The following is a 22,153-nucleotide window of genomic DNA, read 5'->3' on the forward strand; positions in this document are numbered from 1 at the left end:
GGAGTTATCCAACATGTCCACCCACGCCCCCGAAATGCCCATCCTGGTCGACGACGAAACCGGCGTATGGACCACCGACGCCCTGCCGATGCTGTACGTGCCGCGTCACTTCTTCGTCAACAACCACATTGGCATCGAGGAAGTGCTCGGCGCCGACAAGTACGCCGAGATCCTCTACAAGGCCGGCTACAAGTCCGCCTGGCACTGGTGCGAGAAGGAAGCCGAGTGCCATGGCCTGTCCGGCGTAGCGGTATTCGAGCACTACATGAAGCGCCTGTCGCAGCGCGGCTGGGGCCTGTTCAAGATTGAGTCGATCGACCTCGAGGCCGGCACCTGCGAAGTGCGCCTGGACCACTCGGCCTTCGTCTATGTCTACGGCCAGTGCGGCCGCCCGGTCGACTACATGTTCACTGGCTGGTTCGCCGGCGCCATGGACCAGATTCTGCAAGCCCAGGGCAGCAGCATCCGCACCGTCGCCGAACAGGTCTACGGTGCCTCGCAGGAAGGCCACGACCACGGCCTGTTCCGCGTCAAACCGCTCTAAACACAATAAAGGTAGGAGGGAGGGCTTCGCCGTACTGAAGCACCTCTCGACAAGAAGACCCCAGGCCGCTTTTCCGTGAGGGTGCCGCAATGGCTTTTGAAGCAATGTTCCAGCCGATTCAAATCGGCAAACTGACGATCCGCAACCGCGTGCTCTCCACTGCGCACGCCGAGGTCTACGCCACCGATGGCGGCATGACCACCGAGCGCTACGTCAAATACTACGAAGAGAAAGCCAAAGGCGGTATCGGCCTGGCCATCTGCGGCGGCTCGTCCGTGGTTGCCATCGACAGCCCGCAGGAGTGGTGGAGCTCGGTCAACCTGTCCACCGACCGCATCATCCCGCACTTCCAGAATCTCGCTGACGCCATGCACAAGCACGGCGCCAAGATCATGATCCAGATTACCCACATGGGCCGCCGCTCGCGCTGGGACGGTTTCAACTGGCCGACCCTGATGTCGCCGTCTGGCGTCCGCGAGCCGGTACACCGCGCCACCTGCAAGACCATCGAGGTCGAGGAAATCTGGCGCATCATCGGCAACTACGCCCAGGCCGCACGTCGCGCCAAAGAGGGTGGCCTGGACGGCGTCGAACTGTCTGCCGTGCACCAGCACCTGATCGACCAGTTCTGGTCGCCGCGCGTGAACAAGCGTACCGACGAATGGGGCGGCACCTTCGAGGGCCGCATGAAGTTCGGCCTGGAAGTGCTCAAGGCCGTGCGCGCCGAAGTCGGCGACGACTTCTGCGTGGGCATGCGCATCACCGGTGACGAATTCCACCCGGACGGCCTGTCCCATGAGGACATGAAGCAGATCGCCGCCTACTACGACGCCACCGGCATGCTCGATTTCCTCGGCGTGGTCGGTTCCGGCTGCGACACCCACAACACCCTGGCCAACGTCATTCCGAACATGAGCTTCCCGCCGGAGCCTTTCCTGCACCTGGCGGCCGGCATCAAGGAAGTGGTCAAGGTTCCAGTGCTGCACGCACAGAACATCAAGGACCCGAACCAGGCCACGCGCATCCTCGAAGGTGGCTACGTGGACATGGTCGGCATGACCCGCGCGCACATCGCTGACCCGCACCTGATCGCCAAGATCAAGATGGGCCAGATCGACCAGATCAAGCAGTGCGTCGGCGCCAACTACTGCATTGACCGCCAGTACCAGGGCCTGGACGTGCTGTGCATCCAGAACGCCGCCACCAGCCGTGAATACATGGGCGTGCCGCACATCATCGAGAAAACCACCGGCGTCAAGCGCAAGGTCGTGATCGTCGGTGGTGGCCCGGCCGGTATGGAGGCAGCCCGCGTCGCCGCAGAACGTGGCCACGACGTGACCCTGTTCGAGAAGCAGGAACAACTGGGCGGCCAGATCACCCTGGCCTCCAAGGCACCTCAGCGCGATCAGATCGCCGGTATCACTCGCTGGTACCAGCTGGAATTGGCGCGTCTGGGCATCGACCTGCGCCTGGGCACCGGTGCCGACGAGGCGAGCATCCTCGACCTGCGTCCGGACATCGTGGTACTGGCCAATGGCGGTCATCCGTTCCTCGAGCAGAACGAACACTGGGGCGCAGACGAAGGCCTGGTAGTGAGCAGCTGGGACGTGCTTTCGGGCAAGGTCGCACCGGGCAAGAACGTACTGGTGTACGACACCATCTGCGAATTCACCGGTATGTCCGCAGCCGACTTCCTCGCTGACAAGGGCGCACAGGTGGAGATCGTCACCGACGACATCAAGCCGGGCGTGGCCATCGGCGGCACCAGCTTCCCGACCTACTACCGCAGCCTGTACCCGAAAGAAGTCATCATGACCGGCGACCTGATGCTGGAGAAGGTCTACCGTGAAGGCGACAAGCTGGTCGCCGTACTGGAGAACGAATACACCGGCGCCAAGGAAGAGCGCGTGGTCGACCAGGTGGTGGTGGAGAACGGCGTACGTCCTGACGAATCGCTGTACTACGCCCTCAAGGAAGGCTCGCGCAACAAGGGTCAGATCGACGTCGAGGCACTGTTCGCGATCAAGCCGCAACCCTGCCTGTCCGAGGCGGGCGACGGTTACCTGCTGTTCCGCATCGGTGACTGCGTGGCCCAGCGCAATACCCACGCGGCGATCTACGACGCCTTGCGCCTGTGCAAGGACTTCTGATCTGACAACGGTCGACTGATGGTTCCCACATCGAGGCGTCGAACCGCCCGTGTGGGACCCCCCGACTCGTGACGCTCTGCGTCACACGCGCCGGACGCATAGCGTCCGGCGAATCGTTGCAACGCGCGGCGTGGCAACGATCAACGGAGACCAACGCTCATGCTGCAAACCATTCTTCCCATTTTGCTCTTCGCTGCCCTGGCACTGGCCGTGCTGGGCGCTTTGAAGCGCTTCCTGATGTGGCGTCGCGGTCGTCCCGCCAAGGTCGACTGGATCGGCGGCCTGCTGAAAATGCCGAATCGCTACCTGGTGGACCTGCACCACGTGGTCGAGCGCGACAAGTACATGTCCAAGACCCACGTGGCCACCGCCGGTGGTTTCGTCCTGGCAGCGGTACTGGCCATCGTCGTGCACGGTTTCGGCCTGCATAACCGCATCCTCGGCTTCGCCCTGCTGGCGGCCACGGTACTGATGTTCGTCGGCGCCCTGTTCGTCGCCAAGCGTCGCCTCGACCCGCCAGCGCGGCTGTCGAAAGGCCCGTGGATGCGCCTGCCGAAAAGCCTGCTGATGTTCGCCGCCAGCTTCTTCATCGCCACACTGCCGGTGGCCGGCATCCTCCCCGAGAACTTCGGTGGCTGGGTAATGGCGATCATCCTCGCCGTTGGCGTGGCCTGGGGCGTATCCGAGCTGTTCTTCGGCATGACCTGGGGCGGGCCGATGAAGCACGCCTTCGCCGGCGCCCTGCACCTGGCCTGGCACCGCCGCGCCGAGCGTTTCGGCGGCGGTCGCTCAACCGGCCTGAAAGCCCTCGACCTGGACGACCCGAAAGCACCGCTGGGCGTGGAAAAACCCACCGACTTCACCTGGAACCAGTTGCTCGGCTTCGACGCCTGCGTGCAGTGCGGCAAGTGCGAGGCCATGTGCCCGGCCTTCGCCGCCGGCCAGCCGCTGAACCCGAAGAAGCTGATTCAGGACATGGTCATCGGCCTGGCCGGTGGCAACGACGCCAAGTTCGCCGGCAGCCCCTACCCAGGCAAACCGCTGGGCGAACACAGCGGCGGTCCGCACCAGCCCATCGTCGACCTGGGCGGCAAAGCCCTGGTCGACGCCGAGACCCTCTGGTCGTGCACCACCTGCCGCGCCTGCGTCGAGGAATGCCCGATGATGATCGAGCACGTCGATGCCATCGTCGACATGCGCCGCCATCTGACCCTGGAAAAGGGCGCCACTCCGAACAAGGGTGCCGAGGTACTGGACAACCTGATCGCCACCGACAACCCGGGCGGCTTCAATCCGGGCGGTCGTCTGAACTGGGCGGCCGACCTGAACCTGCCGCTGCTCGCCGACAAGAAAGAGACCGACGTCCTGTTCTGGGTCGGTGATGGCGCCTTCGACATGCGCAACCAGCGCACCCTGCGCGCCTTCGTGAAGATCCTCAAGGCGGCCGACGTCGACTTCGCCGTACTCGGCCTGGAAGAGCGCGACAGCGGTGACGTGGCGCGTCGCCTGGGTGACGAAGCGACCTTCCAGCACCTGGCCAAACGCAACATCGCCACCCTGGCCAAGTACAGCTTCAAACGCATCGTCAGCTGCGACCCGCACAGCTTCCACGTGCTGAAGAACGAATACGGCGCGCTCGGCGGCAACTACCAGGTCCTGCACCACAGCACCTTCATCGAAGAACTGGTACGCAAGGGCTCGCTCAACGTCGGTCAGAGCAAGGCCACCAGCGTGACCTATCACGACCCGTGCTACCTCGGCCGCTACAACGGCGAGTATGAAGCGCCCCGCGCGGTACTCAAGGCCATCGGCATCGAGGTCAAGGAGATGGAGCGTTCCGGCTTCCGTTCACGCTGCTGCGGCGGCGGTGGCGGCGCGCCGATCACCGACATCCCTGGCAAGCAGCGGATCCCCGACATGCGCATGGTCGACATCAAGGAAACCGGTGCCGAACTGGTGGCCGTAGGTTGCCCGCAGTGCACCGCGATGCTCGAAGGCGTGGTCGCACCGCGACCGGAAATCAAGGACATCGCCGAGCTGGTGGCCGAAGTGTTGATCGAAGCCACCGAGGTAGCGGCCAAACGGCCGAACGCCAAGCGCGAAGTGGCGGAGGCGCAATGATGAATCTGTCCCTGCGCCATGCGAGCTACCCTGCAGAAGCGGCTGAGCGGTATTGCGCCTCCGCCCTGCAGCTCTCCTTCACGGCCGCGCCTGCACTCATTCTGGAGGTCATGCAATGAGCGACATCATTCGCCGCGACCCACGTGCCGAGTGGATCGCCCGTAACCGCCTGCATCCGCTGCACGCAGCCATGCAGAGCCAGAATCAGACCAGCTGGATGGGCCCCAACGGCATCCTGCGCAAGAACCCGCACGCCATTGCCGCTGGCTTCATCGGCCCGGCCGGCCTCAAGCGCATCGATCGCAGCGGCGCCCAGCAGGGCACCGCCGGCAAACGCAGTAGCGCCAGCGTCGAGGTCCAGCTGCCGCTGCACGTCGTCGAGCAACCGGCCTTCCTGATCTGCGTGGTGCCGGACATGGTCGGCGGTCGCCTGTCCAGTCATGACAAGGACCTGCTCGGCCTGGCCCACAAGCTGGCCGGCGAAGGCGGCGCCGTGGCGGCCGTGGTATTCGGCGAGGACAAGGAAAGTGCCTTCGACACGGCTGGCGTCGACCGCCTGCTGCGCATCACCGGCGATGCCTTCGACGGCTACGCTCCGGAAGCTCGCGTACTGGCGCTGAGCGCCGTGGAAAGCCAACTGGCGCCGCGTCACTGGTTGCTGCCCGACAGCCGCACCGGCGGCGGCGAGCTGGGCCGTCGCCTGGCCGCCAAGCTGGGTGAGCGTCCGGCCACCCGCGTCTGGCAGGTCGCCGGCGAGCAGGTCATCGGCCGCGCAGGCAGTGGCCAGCAGGATATTCAACGCGCACTGCCGCGGCTGATTCTGGCCGCTGCCGAATGCGCCGAGCCCGTCAGCGAAACCCGGCATGAAGCCCGGCCGCTGGAGCTGGCCGAGAAGGTCGCCCACAGCCTGCCTCGCATCGAAGATCTCGGCCCGGTGGCCGTGGACCCGGCGCAGATCCCCATGGCCGAAGCGGAGTTCATCCTCTCCGGCGGCAACGGGGTGAAGGATTGGGACCTGTTCCACCAGGCCGCAGTCGCCCTCGGCGCCACCGAAGGTGCCTCGCGCGTGGCGGTCGACGACGGCTTCATGCCGCGCAACCGCCAGGTCGGCGCCACCGGCACCTGGGTCACCGCTCGCGTCTACCTGGCCGTCGGCATTTCCGGCGCCATCCAGCACCTGCAGGGCATCGGCGCCTGCGACAAGGTAGTGGCGGTGAACATGGATCCCGGCTGCGACATGATCAAACGCGCCGACCTGTCAGTGATCGGGGACTCGGCGGCCATCCTTCAGGCGCTGATGGAGCGAGTCGCCGCCTGGCGCCAGGAGGGCAAGCGTGAAGCAGCCTAATCCTCACAAATACGCCCTCGTGGGAGGGGCTTCAGCCGCGACAGATTGCGCGTACGGCCATATCGCGGCGAATGCCGCCCCCACGGCTCGAGGTTGCCCAAATGACTGATCTGAATATCGTCGCCCTGGTCTCGGTCGGCGCGCACCCGACCTCCGCCCGTGCGCGCCGCGCCGAGCAGGATGCCCGCGCGGTTGAACTCGGCCTGCGCCTGGCCGGGCAGAACCTGCAATTGCTGCACGCCGGCGACCCACAGTCCGAAGCCTTGCGCGGCTACCTGGGCATGGGCCTGGAACAGCTCGACGTGCTGGAACAGCCGGAAGGCGCCGATGCCCTGCCGCTGCTGGTGGATTACCTGCAAGGCAGCCGCACCCAGCTGGTGCTCACCGGTAGCCAGGCGGAAACCGGCGAAGGCTCCGGCATGTTGCCGTTCCTGCTGGCCGAACGCCTGGGCTGGCCGATGGTGGTCGGCCTGGCTGCCGTGGAAAAGGTCGAGAACGGCGTGGCCCATGTGCTGCAGGCGCTGCCACGTGGCCAGCGACGTCGCCTCAAGGTCCGCCTGCCCTGTGTCGCCAGCGTCGACAACGCCGCCCCGGTCGCCCGTCAGAGCGCGTTCGGCCCGGCACGACGCGGCCAGATCGAAGCGCACGAGGTCACGGTGGTGGACGATGTGCTGCTGGCCGAGGCCAGCCTGCAACCGGCCAAGCCACGGCCCAAACGCCTCAAGGTGATCAAGGCCAAGACCGGCGCTGAACGCATGAAAGCCGCCACGGCCAAGGCCAGTGGTGGTGGCGGTCAGGTCCTCAAGGATGTCTCGCCGCAGGACGGCGCGGAAGCTATCTTCAAGCTACTGGTCGAAGAAGGCGTACTGCGCTAACAGGTGGGCTCGGCCAGCCGTTGGGCGGTGATCGCAGCCAGTCTGGCTGATCACCGTTCACGGCTGGCACCAGCGAATGTCCGGGAGCGAGCGAAGCGGGTACTATCAAGCTCTCGTCCGCGACTGCGAGTGCCACTCGCCTGTTCTGCGAAGCCACATGGGTCAGCACGCCGCTGGTTTCGCCCAAGTGTTTAATCGCCTGCCTTGCCATAAGGAGCACGACCATGATGCATGCCGATCTTATCGACCAGGAAGATTTCCGCGAGCGCCTGGTGGCGCTGGGTCTGAGCATTCCGCCGGGTTCCTCGCCGGAGCAGGCTTGCGAGCTGGCCGTCAGCGGTCTCAGCAGCGAACGCGCCGTGGCCCTGCGCCGCCTGGTGGAAGAGCTGCTCGGAGGTAGCGCCACCCTGCTGCCGAACGTGCGTGAGGCCATCAGCCGCCATCTGTTGCCGGCACTGGTGCCGAAGCCCGCCTGACAGACGCCAGCGGCATATACACCGAGTCAGCCAAGCGGCTCTGTACCGACTTGAGGTCACAAGGTTGCAGTGGCGCTTGCTTCGCAGCGGGGCCGCTCCCTGAAGTGAAGCTGAGCACTCATGAATCACCTTCCACAATGAAAACGGGGCGCCAGTGGCGCCCCGTTTTCATCATCGTTCGACTCAGATACGCACACTGGCAAAAGTCGACTCGCCCTGCGCACGACTGAGCGCCAACACGGCACTGGAATTGACCTGCTGATCGGGAATCGGCAGCAGCACCACCAGGTTGTTGCCCTGCTGGCCAGCACGCTCATCACGCGGCGGAATGCCGAAGTACTCGCGGTAGCACTTGGAGAAGTGCGGGGTCGATACGAAGCCACAGACCGAAGCCACCTCGATGATCGACATGCTGGTCTGCTTGAGCAGTTGGCGCGCACGGATCAGGCGCAGCTTCAGGTAGTAGCGCGACGGAGAGCAGTGCAGGTATTTCTGGAACAGGCGCTCGAGCTGACGACGCGAAATGTCGACGAAGCAGGCCAGTTCGTCGAGGTCGATCGGCTCCTCCAGATTGGCTTCCATCAGCGCGACGATTTCCTGCAGCTTCGGCTGGTTGCTGCCAAGCATGTGCTTGAGCGGCACACGCTGGTGATCCTGCTCGTTACGAATGCGTTCGTAGATGAACATCTCGGAGATGCCGGCAGCCAGTTCACGGCCGTGCTGCTGGGCGATCAGGTGCAGCATCATGTCCATCGGCGCGGTACCGCCGGAGGAGGTATTGCGATTGCGATCGATGGAGAACAGACGGGTGGTGATGGCTGCACGCGGGAAGGCTTCCTGCATCGAGGCCAGACACTCCCAGTGCACGCTACAGTCGTAGCCATCGAGCAGACCGGCCTTGGCCAGCGCCCAGCTACCGGTGCACACGGCACCGAGCTGACGGCCCTGCCGCGCCTGAAGCTGCAGCCAGCTGACGTGCTCGCGCTTGACGCTGTGCTGGATGTCCACACCGCCGCAGACGATCACCGCATCCAATGCCGGAGCTTTTTGCATGGCGGCGTCCGGGGTGATCTGCAAGCCATCACTGGCACAGACCGGCAGGCCGTCATGAGTGAGGGTGTGCCAGCGATACAGTTCCTTGCCTGAAAGCTGATTGGCCATGCGCAGGGGTTCCACCGCCGAAGCGAGGGAAATCAGGGTAAAGTTGTCCAGGAGCAAGAAGCCGATGGACTGGGCGACACGGTTCTGGGGTTGTGCCCCTTGGTTGAACTGCGACATTGATGAAACCCTCACGCTAAGCACGGTTTCGACCCGCCGATGGCGGGTCGTAGTTTTGTTATGGCGCTGGTTCGCGACCAGCTGGTCATGTTCCTCAGGCAAAGCCCATGCCGAATTTGATCAGTCCTTCAATAAAAAAACATGCCCAAGCCACCCGGGCTTTCCAAGCCTCTGCACAGTACCTGCAAATTATCCAGGAAGCCCGCTCTCAAGGGGCTCTGTGCATTTCGGTAGCACTGCTGAGCATACCCCCTACACAGAGGACCAGAAGCAGTAACGGATGGGCGGTAACAGCCGCTCTAAACTGCAGCCCTGGGCAAGATTCGAGCGCACCAAAAGCTGGCGAGAAAAACGTCTCTCGCCCCAGCCTGGATCAAATGCGCTTCGCCTTGAAAAGGACGATTCTCAACCGCTTGTCCCGGCACTGGCAGACGGAAGCAGCGCCGTAAAGCGGTCGCCAACTTGCCGGCAGCCGCGCCGACACCCACCTCGACCGAGAGCGGAAATAGGCAATGAACGAGGCACGGCCAGCCTGGGCATGTGGAAGTCGCTTTTCACGATGCAAGCGGCCCGCCATTTGCTTTCTAGTCAGCAACCGAATTCCTCTCTACGAACAGGCAGGTGTGATCCATGAACCGACTCGCTCATTGGCTACTCGCATTTGGCGTCCTTTACGGATCAAGTCTGCAGGCCGCCGAAGCCGAACGCTGTGAGCTGATCACTCTCGCCGACGTCGGCTGGACCGATATCACCATGACGACTGCCGTCGCCCGGCTGGTGCTGACTGACCTGGGCTATCGCACCCAGGTGAAGCGCCTGTCGCTTCCGGAAACCTATCAAGCCCTCGCCCACGGCAACGTCGATGTTTTCCTTGGCAACTGGATGCCGGCGCAGGCCCAGCTGGTAGACCCCCACCTGCAAAGCGGCCGCATCGAGAAACTGCAAACCAATCTGCCCACCGTGCGTTACACCCTCGCCGTGCTCGAGCCTGCGTACAAAGCCGGCCTGCAGGACTTCGCCGACATCCATCGCTTCAAGGACGAGCTGGGCGGCCAGATATTCGGCATCGAGCCTGGCAATGAGGGCAACGGCATGGTCAAGACCATGATCCGCGAGAATGTGTTCGGCTTGCGTGACTTCACCCTGGTGGAAAGCAGCGAGAAAGGCATGCTTAACCATGTCGAACGCGCCCAGCAGATGGGCCGTTCTGCCGTCTTCCTCGGCTGGGAACCACACCCGATGAACGATCGCCTGAAGATGTTCTACCTCTCCGGCGGCGACAAGTATTTCGGCCCCAACTATGGCGCCGCCCAGGTCAACACCGTCGCTCGTGGCGGCTTCGCCAACGACTGCCCCAACCTGGCCCAGCTGTTTCGCAATATGACCTTCACCATTGCCGCGGAAAACCAGTTGATGAGCAGCGTACTCGAGGGCAACACCAACCGGCGGCGCGTGGCCAAGAAGTGGATGAACAAGAATCCCGAAATGGTCAACAGCTGGCTCGTGGGCGTGAACAAACGCAGCGAATGAAATTCACATAAAAATCAATAAAAACAACTAAAAATCCGCAAACTCCAGACATATCGCCAAATAAATCACGACCTTAGCCGACAACGCCCCACCCAGCTGGCGATCGCATCCGCTGCCGCTCCCAATCGACCGGCACGCAAACCTTTTCGACGCAAAACGATCTTTTTCGACGCACTGCTGTCAATTTTTTTCAACACAAGCGCAGCCCCCGTAAAACGGCGCCTGCAGCCCGCCCAACACGCGCAAAACCGCGCCGCACGCGGCTTTCAGGGTTGACCTGAGGGTAAAAAAGTCTGTTAAGGTTTTTAACGCGTGCGCCGCACCACTCAAGCGAAACCTCATTCAGAGAAGGATTCAAGAACCGTGGAACAGCCCCCACATCGACAACTCGATAACGGGGAAAAAACGGCAAACACGCAGCGGTCAGCCCCATGTCGTCGCCCAACATGTCAGAGTCGCAAACCGACAATTGCGCAGGCTCCAAGGCTATATCGTTGAGTCAGCCGATGACGTCGCTGCCGACTCCTGCAGAGGAGCGGCAGACTGGGGCCCCACAACCCCAGACCGAAGAACAGATAAGCGCTGGCCCACCACCACGGGCGCCGGCCGAACAAGAAATTTCGGATGTACGCATGTTCCAGGATGGAACATGAACCTCCAACGGACTGGATTTCGAAACACTGCCAGAGGGTTTGGAAGCGGTTTGCAGCACGGCAAGGCAATGATCACTCACCTACACGATTCAACGGCGCGATGGCCTGCAACTGCAACCGTCAGCGTGTCGTCCGGACGTGCCCGAGTGTCGGCACCCGCCAGCGCAGCGAAACGTTCGCCAACCTCGACTTTCAGAAAACACCCACAAAAATCAGAGGTCTGCCACCGCTGTTCTACGCTTCGATGATGCGTGCCCAGCCGTGCCAGCGCCCACTGGATGCCGATTGAAGGGGAAACGTCCCATGCAGTCTGGAAAGATCGTGGTCGAACACCTGTACAAGGTTTTCGGCTCTAACCCACAAGAAGCCATCGAGCTGCTCAAGGAAGGCTGGAGCAAGGAAAGGATTCTGGCCGAGAAAGGCGCCGTAATCGGTGTCAGCGATGTATCGTTCAGTGTCGAAGAGGGCGAAATCTTCGTACTCATGGGCCTGTCCGGCTCTGGCAAATCCACCCTGATCCGCCTGATCAACCGCCTGGTCGAGCCCAGCGCCGGTGACGTCTACATCGATGGCCAGAACGTGGCCAAGCTGCCGCAGTCGCAACTGATCGACCTGCGCCGCCGCGACATGAGCATGGTTTTCCAGTCCTTCGCCCTGATGCCCTCGCGCACCGTGCTGGACAACGCCGCCTTCGGTCTGGAGGTAGCGGGAAGCGGTCGCAAGGAGCGTGAAAAGCGCGCCATGGAAGTGCTCAAGCAGGTCGGCCTGGACACCTTCGCCCACAAGTATCCGCACGAACTCTCCGGCGGCATGCAGCAGCGTGTCGGCCTGGCCCGTGCGCTGACGGTGAACCCGTCGATGATCATCATGGACGAGGCCTTCTCCGCTCTCGACCCGCTCAAGCGCCGTGAGATGCAGGACGTGCTGCTGGAGCTGCAGAAGACCCATCGCCGCACCATCATCTTCGTCTCCCACGACATCGAAGAGGCCATGCGCATCGGCACCCGCATCGGCATCATGGAAGGCGGCAAGCTGATCCAGGTCGGCACCCCGCAGGAATTGATCGAGAAGCCGGCGAACGAATACGTGCGCAACTTCTTCGATACCGTCGACACCAGCCGCTACCTCACCGCCGGCCAGCTCAAGGCCGACAGCGTACCGACCTACGTCTACAACGGCATGGCGCCGGACGCGGCGAAGATCTGCAAGGAGCTGCAGGCGCTGGACAAGCACTACGCCTTCATCGTCGACGAGCAGAACAACTTCCAGGGCTCCATCAGCCTGGAGAAGATCGCCCTGATGGTCGACGGTGACGAGTCAGTACCGCTGAACAACGCGGCGCTCAAACAGGTCGTTCCGGTACCGGAGGACATGCCTCTGGAAGACGTCATCACTCGCCTCGTGGACAACGAGGGGCCGATTCCGGTGGTTGACGCCGAAGGCCACTACTGCGGCGCTATCAGCAAGGGCCGCCTGCTGACCCGACTGCAGGGGGAATCCCATGAATGACAAGAAACTCGACCTGGGCAGCTGGGTAAATGACGTCGTACAGCATCTGCTGGACAACTACAGCGGCGCCTTCGACAGCATCGGCAAGGTAGTCAGCGGCTTCTCCGAAGCCATCGAAAGCCTGTTGATGCTGCCACCAGCCTGGCTGCTCATCGCCATCTTCGTCGCGCTCGGCCTGTGGCGTATCGGTGCGCGCTTCGCCGTCTTCACCGCGGTAGCCTTCATCCTCATCGTCATGACCGGCTTCTGGGAACAGACGGTGGTAACCCTCGGCCTGACCTTCTCCTCGACGCTGATCAGCCTGCTGCTGGGCATCCCGCTCGGCATCTGGGCAGCCAAGAGCGAACGCGTGGCAACCATCATCCGGCCGATCCTCGACTTCATGCAGACCATGCCGGCGTTCGTCTACCTGATTCCGGCGGCAATGCTGTTCGGCCTCGGTCGCGTGCCCGGCATCATCGCCACGGTGATCTTCGCCATGCCGCCAGCGGTACGCCTGACCAGTCTGGGGATTCGCCAGGTGAACAAGGAAATCGTCGAAGCCGGCCAGTCCTTTGGCTGCACCAGCCGCCAGTTGCTGTTCAAGGTACAGCTGCCCAACGCCATGCCGTCGATCATGGCCGGGGTCAACCAGACCATCATGATGGCCCTGTCGATGGTGATCATCGCCTCGATGGTCGGTGCAGGCGGCCTCGGTAACGATGTATTGGCGAGTATCCAGCGTCTGGATATCGGTCTAGGCTTCGAAAGCGGCATGGCCGTGGTGTTGCTGGCGATCATCCTCGACCGCATCACCGAAAGTTTCGGCACCAAGCAGACCGCCAAGCGCGGCGTGTTCGCCTGGTTCAGCGGCAAACTGCAGCGCCAATAAATACTTTTTCACTTCACAGGGAACCGCAGATGAAATCGTTCAAGACCACCGCCGCCATCGGCCTGCTGTCGTGCGCAATGATTCAGGGCGCCATGGCCGCAGAGCCGGAGAGCTGCAAGCAAGTGCGTTTCGCCGAGATCGGCTGGGCCGACATCGCCGCCACCACTGGCGTGGCCATGACCCTGGCCGAAGGCCTGGGCTACCAGCCGCGCAAGATCATGGCCTCGGTACCCATTGCGTTCACCGGCGTGAAGAACGGCCAGATCGACGCCTTCCTCGGCTACTGGGCGCCGTCGATGGACTCGGTGATCGAGCCCTTCCTCAAGGACGGCGGCGTCAAGGTGCTGGAAAAAGCCAACCTCGAAGGCGCCAAGTACACCCTGGCAGTACCGACCTACGCCGCCGAAGCTGGCCTCAAAAGCTTCCAGGACATCGCCAAGTTCAAGGATCAGCTCGGCGGCAAGATCTACGGCATCGAACCGGGTAACGACGGCAACCTGCTGATCGACGGCATGATCAAGAACAACCAGTTCGACCTCGGCAGCTTCCGCATGGTCGAGTCCAGCGAAGCCGGCATGCTGGTTCAGGTGTCGCGCGCGATCAAGAAGAAGGAACCGGTCGTGTTCCTCGGCTGGGCACCGCACCCGATGAACACCCAGTACGACATCACCTACCTGTCCGGTGGTGACGATGTGTTCGGCCCAGACTACGGCGCAGCCAAGGTCTACACCGTGGTACCGCCGGACTATGAAGCCCGCTGCGAGAACGTCGGCAAGCTGCTGAACAACCTGCAGTTCACCGTCGATATCGAAAGCCAGCTGATGGAAAAGGTACTGGAGAAGGAAAACCCGCAGAGCGTCGCCAAGGAGTGGATCAAGGCCAACCCGGCGATCCTCGACCAGTGGCTGAGCGGTGTGACCACCTTCGACGGTCAGGACGGCGTCGCCGCCGTGAAGAAACACGTCGGGCTGTAACAGGCCGCGACCCAATTCGGGCTCGCACCCCAGGGTTCGAGCCCGGAAACCTCCTCGCTTAACGCTAGCGGCCCATGGGTCGTGACGGGGAGACCTTGCGCGCGAACCGGCAATCTGCTGCGCAATACGGTTTCGCAAGGCCCGCAATGAGAACGAGCCAGTCAATGATTTTGCAACTGCCACTCAACTGACGGAGCACAACAAACATGCGCGTACTCAAACACCTCTGCCTCGGCGCTGCCGCCCTGGCCATCGGCATCGGCAGCACTATGGCCGCCGACAAACCCACTCTGAAGATCGGCTACGTCAACGGCTGGGATGACAGCGTCGCCGTCACCCACGTCGCCGGGGAAATTCTGCAAAGCAAACTCGGCTACACGGTCGAGCTGAAGCCGGTCGAACCCGCCATCATGTGGCAGGGCGTGGCCCGCGGCGACCTCGACGCCACCCTCTCCGCCTGGCTGCCCGCCACCCACGGTGAGTACTACGAGAAACTCAAGGACAAGGTGGAAATCCTCGGCACCAACTACGCTGGCGCCAAGATCGGCCTGATCGTGCCGGACTACGTGCAAGCCAAGAGCATCGAAGACCTGGAGAAATACGCCAAGGACTTCGACGGCAAGATCACCGGTATCGACGCCGGCGCTGGTGTGATGCGCCGCACCGAAGAGGCCATCAAGGAATACAGCCTGGCCAGCATCAAGCTGATGCCGAGCTCCGGTCCGGCCATGGCTACCGCCCTGACCCGCGCCGAGAAAGGCCAGAAGCCGATCGTGGTCACCGGTTGGATTCCGCACTGGATGTTCGCCAAATGGAAACTGCGCTTCCTGGAAGATCCGAAGAAAGTCTTCGGTGATGACGAACACGTCGACACCGTGGCCAACCCTGATCTGAAGACCAAGGCTGCCGACGCTGCCGCCTTCCTCAGCAAGATCTCCTGGAGCGGTGAAGAAGTGGGCTCGGTCATGCTGGCCATTCGCGAAGGCGCCAAGCCGGACCAGGCCGCCAAGGACTGGATCGCCAAGAACCCGGATCGCGTTGCCGAGTGGCTGAAATAAGCTAATCCACGCTCAAGACGAAGCGGGCTACGGCCCGCTTTTTCGTTTCTGGCGCCTGCCGGGTCACTCTGTTTAATTGATCAGGCGATCAAAGTCCGCCTAGACTGCGCCCTCCTGTTCCCCATGGAGAGCCCCATGCCCAAGGTCGGCATGCAGCCCATTCGTCGTTCGCAATTGATCGCCGCCACCCTGGAAGCCGTCGACCAGGTCGGCATGGCCGACGCCAGCATCGCCTACATCGCCCGCCTGGCCGGTGTCTCCAACGGCATCATCAGCCACTACTTCAAGGACAAGAACGGCCTGCTCGAGGCTACCATGCGCCACCTGATGCAGGCGCTACGCGATGCCGTGGCCGAGCGGCGCCAGGGCATGACCGATGACAGCCCACGCGCCCATCTGCGCACGATGATCGACGGCAACTTCGATGACAGCCAGGTCAGCGGCCCGGCGATGAAGACCTGGCTGGCGTTCTGGGCCAGCAGCATGCACCAGCCCGCGTTGCGCCGGCTGCAGCGGGTCAACGACCACCGCCTGTACTCCAACCTCTGCGGCCAGTTTCGCCGCACCCTGCCGCAGGATCAGGCGCGCCTCGCCGCGCGCGGCCTGGCCTCGCTGATCGACGGCCTGTGGCTGCGCGGTGCGCTGTCCGGCGAAACCTTCGATACAGCCCAGGCGCGCCGCATCGCCTATGACTACCTCGACCTGCAGTTGGCCAAGGCGGCCGGCTAATTCCGTCATGCAGGCGGGTGAGCCCCGCCGCTCGATCTGACTCACGCCCCGTGACAGCCATGCGGCCATGTCGTGATTGGCTGCGCCCTGTCGTTTTTATTGATTGATCGTTCAATTTAAATAAAATAGGCTGTTCTCCAAGCAGATTGACCGAGTTCAGAGGACAGCCCATGCCCCGTTTCGCCGAACAGCAGCTGTACATCGGTGGCCAGTACGTCGCCGCCAGCAGTGGAGAAACCTTCGACAGCATCAACCCGACCACCGGTGAAGTACTGGCCAAGGTGCAGCGCGCCAGCCAGGCCGATGTCGACCATGCGGTAGCCAGTGCCAGCGAAGGGCAAAAAGTGTGGGCGGCGATGACGGCCATGCAGCGCTCACGCATCCTGCGCAAGGCGGTGGATATCCTGCGTGAACGCAACGATGAGCTGGCCGAGCTGGAAACCCTCGACACCGGCAAGCCGCTCTCGGAAACGCGCTACGTCGATATCGTCACCGGCGCCGACGTGCTCGAGTATTACGCCGGCCTGATTCCGGCCATCGAGGGCGAGCAGATCCCGCTGCGCGAAACCTCCTTCGTCTATACCCGTCGCGAGCCACTGGGCGTGGTCGCAGGCATCGGCGCCTGGAACTACCCGATCCAGATCGCCCTGTGGAAGTCCGCGCCAGCCCTGGCCGCCGGCAACGCGATGATCTTCAAGCCCAGCGAAGTGACCTCGCTGAGCGCACTGAAACTTGCCGAGATCTACACCGAGGCCGGCCTGCCCGCCGGTGTGTTCAACGTACTGACCGGCAGCGGCCGCGAAGTTGGCCAGTGGCTGACCGAGCATCCGGGCATCGAGAAGATTTCCTTCACCGGCGGCACCGTCACCGGCAAGAAGGTGATGGCCAGCGCCTCCAGCTCCAGCCTCAAGGAAGTGACCATGGAGCTGGGCGGCAAATCGCCGCTGATCGTCTTCGAAGACGCCGACCTGGACCGCGCCGCCGACATCGCGGTGATGGCCAACTTCTACAGTTCCGGCCAGGTGTGCACCAACGGCACCCGCGTGTTCGTGCCGCGCATGCTGCAGGCGCGTTTCGAAGCCAAGGTACTGGATCGGGTCAAGCGCATCCGCCTCGGCAACCCGCTGGATGACGCCACCAACTTCGGTCCGCTGGTGAGCTTCGCGCACATGGAGAGCGTGCTCGGTTACATCGACAAGGGCCGCAGCGAAGGCGCGCGCCTGCTGATCGGCGGCACGCGCGTCACCGATGGCGACTACGCCAATGGCGCCTACGTTGCCCCCACCGTGTTCACCGATTGCCGGGACGACATGACCATCGTGCGCGAGGAAATCTTTGGCCCGGTGATGAGCATCCTCATCTACGACGACGAAGAGGAAGCGATCCGCCGCGCCAACGACACCGACTACGGACTGGCCGCTGGCGTGGTGACCCGCGACCTCAACCGCGCGCACCGGGTTATCCACAAGCTGGAAGCCGGCATCTGCTGGATCAACACCTGGGGCGAGTCGCCGGCCGAAATGCCAGTGGGCGGCTACAAGCAGTCCGGCGTCGGCCGCGAGAACGGCCTGGTCACCCTCGGCCACTACACCCGTATCAAGTCGGTGCAGTTGGAAATGGGCGACTACGCCTCGGTGTTCTGACCGCAAACGCCGCTCCTACAAAAAGCGCCGCCTCGTAGCCCGGATGCAATCCGGGGACATTCATCCAGGTTTTCCCGGCTCGCAGCCGGGCAACAGGAGGAGCCATGACCCAGGAATTCGACTACATCATCATCGGCGCCGGTTCGGCCGGCAACGTCCTGGCCACCCGTCTGAGCGAAGACGCAGATGTCAGCGTGCTGCTGCTGGAAGCCGGCGGCCCCGACTACCGCCTGGATTTCCGCACCCAGATGCCCGCCGCACTGGCCTTTCCGCTGCAGGGCCGGCGCTACAACTGGGCCTACGAGACCGACCCCGAGCCGTACATGAACAACCGGCGCATGGAGTGCGGACGCGGCAAGGGCCTGGGCGGCTCGTCGCTGATCAACGGCATGTGCTACATCCGCGGCAACGCACTGGACTTCGACAACTGGGCCACGGCCAAGGGCCTGGAGGACTGGACCTACCTGGACTGCCTGCCGTACTTCCGCAAGGCGGAAACCCGTGACATCGGCCCCAACGATTACCACGGCGGCGACGGCCCGGTCAGCGTGACCACGCCCAAGGCCGGCAACAACCCGCTGTTCCACGCCATGGTCGAGGCCGGCGTGCAGGCCGGCTACCCGCGTACCGATGACCTCAACGGCTATCAGCAGGAAGGTTTCGGCCCGATGGACCGCACCGTGACGCCGGAGGGTCGCCGCGCCAGCACGGCTCGCGGCTATCTGGACCAGGCCCGGGCCCGCCCCAACCTGACCATCGTCACCCACGCCACCACTGACCGCATCCTCTTCGATGGCAAGCGCGCCAGCGGCGTCAGCTATCTGATCGGCAACTCGAACGATGCCAGCGAGGCGCGTGCCCGTCGCGAAGTGCTGCTGTGCGCGGGCGCCATCGCCTCGCCGCAAATTCTGCAGCGCTCCGGCGTCGGCCCCGCTGCGCTGCTGCGCGAGCTGGAGATCCCGCTGGTGCATGCACTGCCTGGCGTCGGCCAGAACCTGCAGGATCATCTGGAAATGTACCTGCAGTACGCCTGCACCCAGCCGGTGTCGCTGTACCCGGCGCTCAAGCTGCTCAACCAGCCGGGCATCGGTGCCAAATGGTTGTTCGCCGGCGAAGGCATCGGCGCCAGCAACCAGTTCGAAGCCGGTGGCTTCATCCGCACCCGAGCGGAGTTCACCTGGCCCAATATCCAGTTCCACTTCCTGCCGGTAGCGATCAACTACAACGGCAGCAACGCGGTGAACGAGCACGGTTTCCAGGCTCACGTCGGCTCGATGCGCTCGCCCAGCCGTGGGCGTGTGCAGCTCAAGTCCAAGGATCCGCGTCAGCATCCGAGCATCCTGTTCAACTACATGAGCGCCGAACAGGACTGGCAGGAGTTCCGCGACGGCATTCGTCTTACCCGCGAGATCATGGCGCAGCCGGCACTCGATCCTTACCGTGGCCGTGAAATCAGCCCTGGTGCGCATGTGCAGAGCGACGCCGAACTGGATGCCTTCATCCGCGAGCATGCAGAGACCGCCTTCCACCCTTCCTGCTCATGCAAGATGGGTGAGGACGACATGGCGGTAGTCGATGGCCAGGGCCGAGTGCACGGTCTGCAAGGGCTACGCGTGGTGGATGCGTCGATCATGCCGGAGATCATCACCGGCAACCTCAACGCCACCACCATCATGATGGCCGAGAAGATCGCCGACCGAATTCGCGGTCGCCAGCCATTGCCACGCAGCACCGCGCCCTACTTCGTCGCTGGCGAACGCCCGGTTCGCGGCACGCCGCTGCGCAGCCTGGAAGACCGCTTAGTCGGGTAACTCCTGGCGGATCATCCAGTGCCCCTCGGGCGGCATCAGCCGGCCGAGATCGAAGCGATCCAATGAGCCCGCGTCGAGCATTTCGATCTGCGGGCTCGCCAGGCGCGGCAGTTTCTCGCCCTGCAAAGCACGTACGGCCAGATCCAGCGCGATACGCGCCTGAATCACCGGTGAGTCGGTCGGCGCGGCCAGCACCTGTCCCTCGCGAATCTGCTCCAGCACACGCTCGCTGGCGTACAGCGACAGCACTTGCGTCTTGGAGCCGACATTGCGCACCAGCTGTGCGGCAAAGGCCGCCGCTTCGGCATTGGCGATCAGGTAATCGAGATGCGGATGCTGCTTGAACAGCTCGCGCGCCAGTTGCGCCTGCCGGCTGCGGTCCACCGGACCATAGCCGCCATGTGCCAGGGTCACCTGGGTTCCGCGCAAGGCATCGCGCAGGCCACGCTCGGCATCCTGCACCCAACCGGCATCGGCCGGCCCCGGTAGCCAGCCGACCTGAATCGGCCGACCGCCGCTGGCGCGCACCAGGTACTCGAGCGTGGTACGCGCCATGTCGGCGAAGTCGACCCGCGAATGTGCGCTGAGCCTCGGGCATTCCAGACGATTGACCAGGTCGATCACTGGCCGCCCGGCCTTGATCTGCACTTCTGCCGCGTGGCACAGGTCATAGGTGTTGATACTGGCGACGACGAAGGCATCGGCACCCTCGGCCACGCAATGCTCGAACTGCTGCACCTGCACATCGGCATGCTCGTAACCACCCGCCTCATAGATGCCCAGGCGCACGCCCAGACGGCTGGCCTCCTGATCCAGGCCCCAGGCCACGCCCCACCAGTAACGATCCTTGCCATGAGGCAGTAGCGCGCAGATGCGCCAGGGCTGACTGGCCACTGGCAGAGGCCGGTAATCCAGCAGGCGGCCATCGGCACGCACCGGATACGGAAACCACTCGGCAGCCAGCAGTGACTGGCAGGCCAGCGAAAGCCACAAAGAGAACCAGCGCATGAAGCCATCCTTAGCCCTTGCGGGGCAATGTGCCAGTCAATCCAGCGTAGCACTGCCGTTGACTCGCGCCTGCCGCAGTTGCCGCAGCCGAGCCGTCAGCCTAGAGTGAATCGCACAGACCATGAGAACAGCATGACCAACCCCAGCCTGCTTGACCCACGCACCGCCCGCCTGCTGCCCTGGATCGTCGCCATCGCCTTCTTCATGCAGACGCTGGACGGCACCATCCTCAATACCGCACTGCCGGCCATGGCCGGCGATCTCGGCGAAGACCCGCTGCGCATGCAGTCGGTGGTGATCGCCTACATGCTCACCGTAGCCCTGCTGATTCCTGCCTCGGGCTGGATCGCCGACCGTTTCGGCACGCGGCGCATCTTTTTCGGTGCCATTGCCCTGTTCAGCCTCGGCTCGCTGCTCTGCGCGCTGTCGGGGTCGCTCAGCATGCTGATCGCCGCGCGTGTCATCCAGGGTCTTGGCGGCGCCCTGATGATGCCCGTCGGGCGCCTGGTGGTGCTGCGTGCCTATCCGCGCTCGGAGCTGGTGCGAATCATGAGTTTCATCACCCTGCCCGGCCTGCTCGGCCCGCTGATCGGCCCGAGCCTCGGCGGCTGGCTGGTGGAAGTGGCCAGCTGGCACTGGATCTTCCTGATCAACCTGCCGGTGGGACTGCTCGGTTGCTGGGCGGCGTTGCGGCATATGCCGGACCTGCGCGGGCCGGAGCGCAGTCGTTTCGATACAGCCGGTTTCCTGCTGTTCGGCGCCGCCATGCTGCTGATCACCGTGGCGCTGGAAGGGCTTGGCGAACTGCACCTGCCAACCATGCGCGTGGTGCTGTTGCTGCTCGGCGGCATGGCCTGCCTGGCCGCCTACTGGCTGCGCGCCGGGCGTATCGAACACCCCCTGTTCGCCCCCAGGCTGTTCCACACGCGCAGCTTCGCCGTGGGCATCATCGGCAACCTGTTCGCCCGTCTGGGCAGCGGAGCACTGCCCTTTCTCACGCCGTTGCTGTTGCAACTGGCGATGGGCTATTCGCCGGCCCAGGCCGGCATGAGCCTGATCCCTCTGGCGCTGGCCGCCATGGCCGCCAAACCGCTGGCCAGGCCGCTGATCGAACGCCTCGGCTACCGCAACATCCTCACCAGCAACACCCTGCTGCTCGGCGCCCTGATCGCCAGTCTGGCCCTGGTCGATGCCGAGAGCTCGACGCTGCAACTGGTCATCCAGCTGAGCCTGATCGGCGCCTGCAATTCGCTGCAATTTACCGCGATGAACACCGTGACCCTGATCGATCTGGACAACCGCGACGCCAGCAGCGGCAACAGCCTGCTGTCGGTCGTGGTGCAACTGGCGATGGGCCTTGGCGTTGCCTCGGCAGCTGCGCTGCTCAGTGGTTTCAGCCGTGAGCTAGGCGACCATGAGCATGTGCTGCAGGCATTCCAGGCCACCTACCTGTGCGTCGGTTTGCTGTCGATGCTGGCGGCGGCGATCTTCCTGCAACTGGATGCGAACGAGGGCCGTGGCAGCCGCAATATCGAGGTTTCAGCGGACGAATGAGCCAGCCTGCTACACTGCCGC

At 63.5% G+C, this 22,153-nt stretch carries 17 protein-coding genes; 15 read left to right on the top strand and 2 right to left on the bottom strand.

Annotation, left to right across the window (positions count from 1 at the left end; translation table 11 throughout):
* Positions 1-13 precede the first annotated feature (13 nt).
* The 6 genes from ACN8M7_RS03650 to ACN8M7_RS03675 all read left to right on the top strand — a co-directional run bounded on the left by ACN8M7_RS03650 (position 14) and on the right by ACN8M7_RS03675 (position 7,514).
* Positions 14-544, top strand: a complete 531-nt coding sequence (locus ACN8M7_RS03650) for a DUF5943 domain-containing protein (protein ID WP_490259797.1) — start codon at positions 14-16, stop codon at positions 542-544.
* 89 nt (positions 545-633) lie between these two features.
* Entirely contained in the window at positions 634-2,694 is a 2,061-nt protein-coding gene (gene dgcA / locus ACN8M7_RS03655) for a dimethylglycine demethylation protein DgcA (protein ID WP_061238478.1), read from the top strand.
* Positions 2,695-2,853: 159 nt separating this feature from the next.
* Positions 2,854-4,815, top strand: coding sequence for a dimethylglycine demethylation protein DgcB (dgcB, locus tag ACN8M7_RS03660; RefSeq protein ID WP_490259798.1), 1,962 nt, complete (start codon positions 2,854-2,856; stop codon positions 4,813-4,815).
* 115 nt (positions 4,816-4,930) lie between these two features.
* Positions 4,931-6,163, top strand: a complete 1,233-nt coding sequence (etfA, locus tag ACN8M7_RS03665) for an electron transfer flavoprotein subunit alpha (RefSeq protein ID WP_061238480.1) — start codon at positions 4,931-4,933, stop codon at positions 6,161-6,163.
* Positions 6,164-6,264: 101 nt separating this feature from the next.
* Positions 6,265-7,038 (top strand): electron transfer flavoprotein subunit beta, encoded by a 774-nt coding sequence (gene etfB / locus ACN8M7_RS03670; RefSeq protein ID WP_061238481.1) that lies wholly within the window; start codon positions 6,265-6,267, stop codon positions 7,036-7,038.
* Positions 7,039-7,262: 224 nt separating this feature from the next.
* Positions 7,263-7,514, top strand: a complete 252-nt coding sequence (locus ACN8M7_RS03675; RefSeq protein ID WP_061238482.1) for a hypothetical protein — start codon at positions 7,263-7,265, stop codon at positions 7,512-7,514.
* A 183-nt stretch (positions 7,515-7,697) separates the two neighbouring features.
* On the opposite strand, the gene gbdR is transcribed toward ACN8M7_RS03675, so the two are convergent.
* The gene (gbdR, locus tag ACN8M7_RS03680) at positions 7,698-8,792 is read right to left on the bottom strand and encodes a choline metabolism transcriptional regulator GbdR (protein WP_490259799.1); all 1,095 of its coding nucleotides are present in this window, start codon (positions 8,790-8,792) and stop codon (positions 7,698-7,700) included.
* Positions 8,793-9,422: 630 nt separating this feature from the next.
* Between gbdR and ACN8M7_RS03685 the strand changes: the two genes are divergently transcribed.
* From ACN8M7_RS03685 to betA, 8 genes are all read left to right on the top strand, one after another.
* Positions 9,423-10,322, top strand: coding sequence for a glycine betaine ABC transporter substrate-binding protein (locus ACN8M7_RS03685; RefSeq protein ID WP_490259800.1), 900 nt, complete (start codon positions 9,423-9,425; stop codon positions 10,320-10,322).
* Between the two features lie 956 nt (positions 10,323-11,278).
* Positions 11,279-12,484 (top strand): quaternary amine ABC transporter ATP-binding protein, encoded by a 1,206-nt coding sequence (locus ACN8M7_RS03690; protein WP_061238485.1) that lies wholly within the window; start codon positions 11,279-11,281, stop codon positions 12,482-12,484.
* The gene (locus ACN8M7_RS03695) at positions 12,477-13,355 is read left to right on the top strand and encodes an ABC transporter permease (protein WP_061238486.1); all 879 of its coding nucleotides are present in this window, start codon (positions 12,477-12,479) and stop codon (positions 13,353-13,355) included. The genes ACN8M7_RS03690 and ACN8M7_RS03695 overlap by 8 nt, the downstream gene beginning before the upstream one ends.
* Positions 13,356-13,384: 29 nt before the next feature.
* Entirely contained in the window at positions 13,385-14,329 is a 945-nt protein-coding gene (locus ACN8M7_RS03700) for a choline ABC transporter substrate-binding protein (RefSeq protein ID WP_061238487.1), read from the top strand.
* Positions 14,330-14,535: 206 nt separating this feature from the next.
* Complete coding sequence (locus ACN8M7_RS03705; protein WP_490259801.1) at positions 14,536-15,387, top strand: glycine betaine ABC transporter substrate-binding protein; 852 nt, start codon at positions 14,536-14,538, stop codon at positions 15,385-15,387.
* Positions 15,388-15,522: 135 nt separating this feature from the next.
* A complete protein-coding gene (gene betI / locus ACN8M7_RS03710; protein WP_490259802.1) occupies positions 15,523-16,116 on the top strand; it encodes a transcriptional regulator BetI in 594 nt (197 codons plus the stop codon).
* Between the two features lie 170 nt (positions 16,117-16,286).
* Positions 16,287-17,759 (top strand): betaine-aldehyde dehydrogenase, encoded by a 1,473-nt coding sequence (gene betB / locus ACN8M7_RS03715; protein WP_490259803.1) that lies wholly within the window; start codon positions 16,287-16,289, stop codon positions 17,757-17,759.
* A 104-nt stretch (positions 17,760-17,863) separates the two neighbouring features.
* On the top strand, positions 17,864-19,570 hold the full coding sequence (betA, locus tag ACN8M7_RS03720; protein WP_490259804.1) for a choline dehydrogenase: 1,707 nt from the start codon (positions 17,864-17,866) through the stop codon (positions 19,568-19,570).
* On the opposite strand, the gene torT is transcribed toward betA, so the two are convergent.
* The gene (gene torT, locus ACN8M7_RS03725; RefSeq protein ID WP_490259805.1) at positions 19,559-20,578 is read right to left on the bottom strand and encodes a TMAO reductase system periplasmic protein TorT; all 1,020 of its coding nucleotides are present in this window, start codon (positions 20,576-20,578) and stop codon (positions 19,559-19,561) included. The two genes, betA and torT, sit on opposite strands and share 12 nt — an antisense overlap.
* A 132-nt stretch (positions 20,579-20,710) precedes the next feature.
* Here torT and mdtD point away from each other — a divergent pair, with 132 nt between their 5' ends.
* Positions 20,711-22,132, top strand: coding sequence for a multidrug transporter subunit MdtD (gene mdtD / locus ACN8M7_RS03730; protein WP_061238493.1), 1,422 nt, complete (start codon positions 20,711-20,713; stop codon positions 22,130-22,132).
* Positions 22,133-22,153 lie beyond the last annotated feature (21 nt).

The organism is Pseudomonas spartinae (assembly GCF_965197125.1).
Classification (GTDB): Bacteria; Pseudomonadota; Gammaproteobacteria; order Pseudomonadales; family Pseudomonadaceae; genus Aquipseudomonas; species Aquipseudomonas composti_A.

Coding starts and splice junctions, on each gene's coding strand:
- ACN8M7_RS03650 (WP_490259797.1), top strand. CDS start 14: ATGTCCACCCACGCCCCCGAAATGCCCATCCTGGTCGACGACGAAACC.
- dgcA (WP_061238478.1), top strand. CDS start 634: ATGGCTTTTGAAGCAATGTTCCAGCCGATTCAAATCGGCAAACTGACG.
- dgcB (WP_490259798.1), top strand. CDS start 2,854: ATGCTGCAAACCATTCTTCCCATTTTGCTCTTCGCTGCCCTGGCACTG.
- etfA (WP_061238480.1), top strand. CDS start 4,931: ATGAGCGACATCATTCGCCGCGACCCACGTGCCGAGTGGATCGCCCGT.
- etfB (WP_061238481.1), top strand. CDS start 6,265: ATGACTGATCTGAATATCGTCGCCCTGGTCTCGGTCGGCGCGCACCCG.
- ACN8M7_RS03675 (WP_061238482.1), top strand. CDS start 7,263: ATGATGCATGCCGATCTTATCGACCAGGAAGATTTCCGCGAGCGCCTG.
- gbdR (WP_490259799.1), bottom strand. CDS start 8,792: ATGTCGCAGTTCAACCAAGGGGCACAACCCCAGAACCGTGTCGCCCAG.
- ACN8M7_RS03685 (WP_490259800.1), top strand. CDS start 9,423: ATGAACCGACTCGCTCATTGGCTACTCGCATTTGGCGTCCTTTACGGA.
- ACN8M7_RS03690 (WP_061238485.1), top strand. CDS start 11,279: ATGCAGTCTGGAAAGATCGTGGTCGAACACCTGTACAAGGTTTTCGGC.
- ACN8M7_RS03695 (WP_061238486.1), top strand. CDS start 12,477: ATGAATGACAAGAAACTCGACCTGGGCAGCTGGGTAAATGACGTCGTA.
- ACN8M7_RS03700 (WP_061238487.1), top strand. CDS start 13,385: ATGAAATCGTTCAAGACCACCGCCGCCATCGGCCTGCTGTCGTGCGCA.
- ACN8M7_RS03705 (WP_490259801.1), top strand. CDS start 14,536: ATGCGCGTACTCAAACACCTCTGCCTCGGCGCTGCCGCCCTGGCCATC.
- betI (WP_490259802.1), top strand. CDS start 15,523: ATGCCCAAGGTCGGCATGCAGCCCATTCGTCGTTCGCAATTGATCGCC.
- betB (WP_490259803.1), top strand. CDS start 16,287: ATGCCCCGTTTCGCCGAACAGCAGCTGTACATCGGTGGCCAGTACGTC.
- betA (WP_490259804.1), top strand. CDS start 17,864: ATGACCCAGGAATTCGACTACATCATCATCGGCGCCGGTTCGGCCGGC.
- torT (WP_490259805.1), bottom strand. CDS start 20,578: ATGCGCTGGTTCTCTTTGTGGCTTTCGCTGGCCTGCCAGTCACTGCTG.
- mdtD (WP_061238493.1), top strand. CDS start 20,711: ATGACCAACCCCAGCCTGCTTGACCCACGCACCGCCCGCCTGCTGCCC.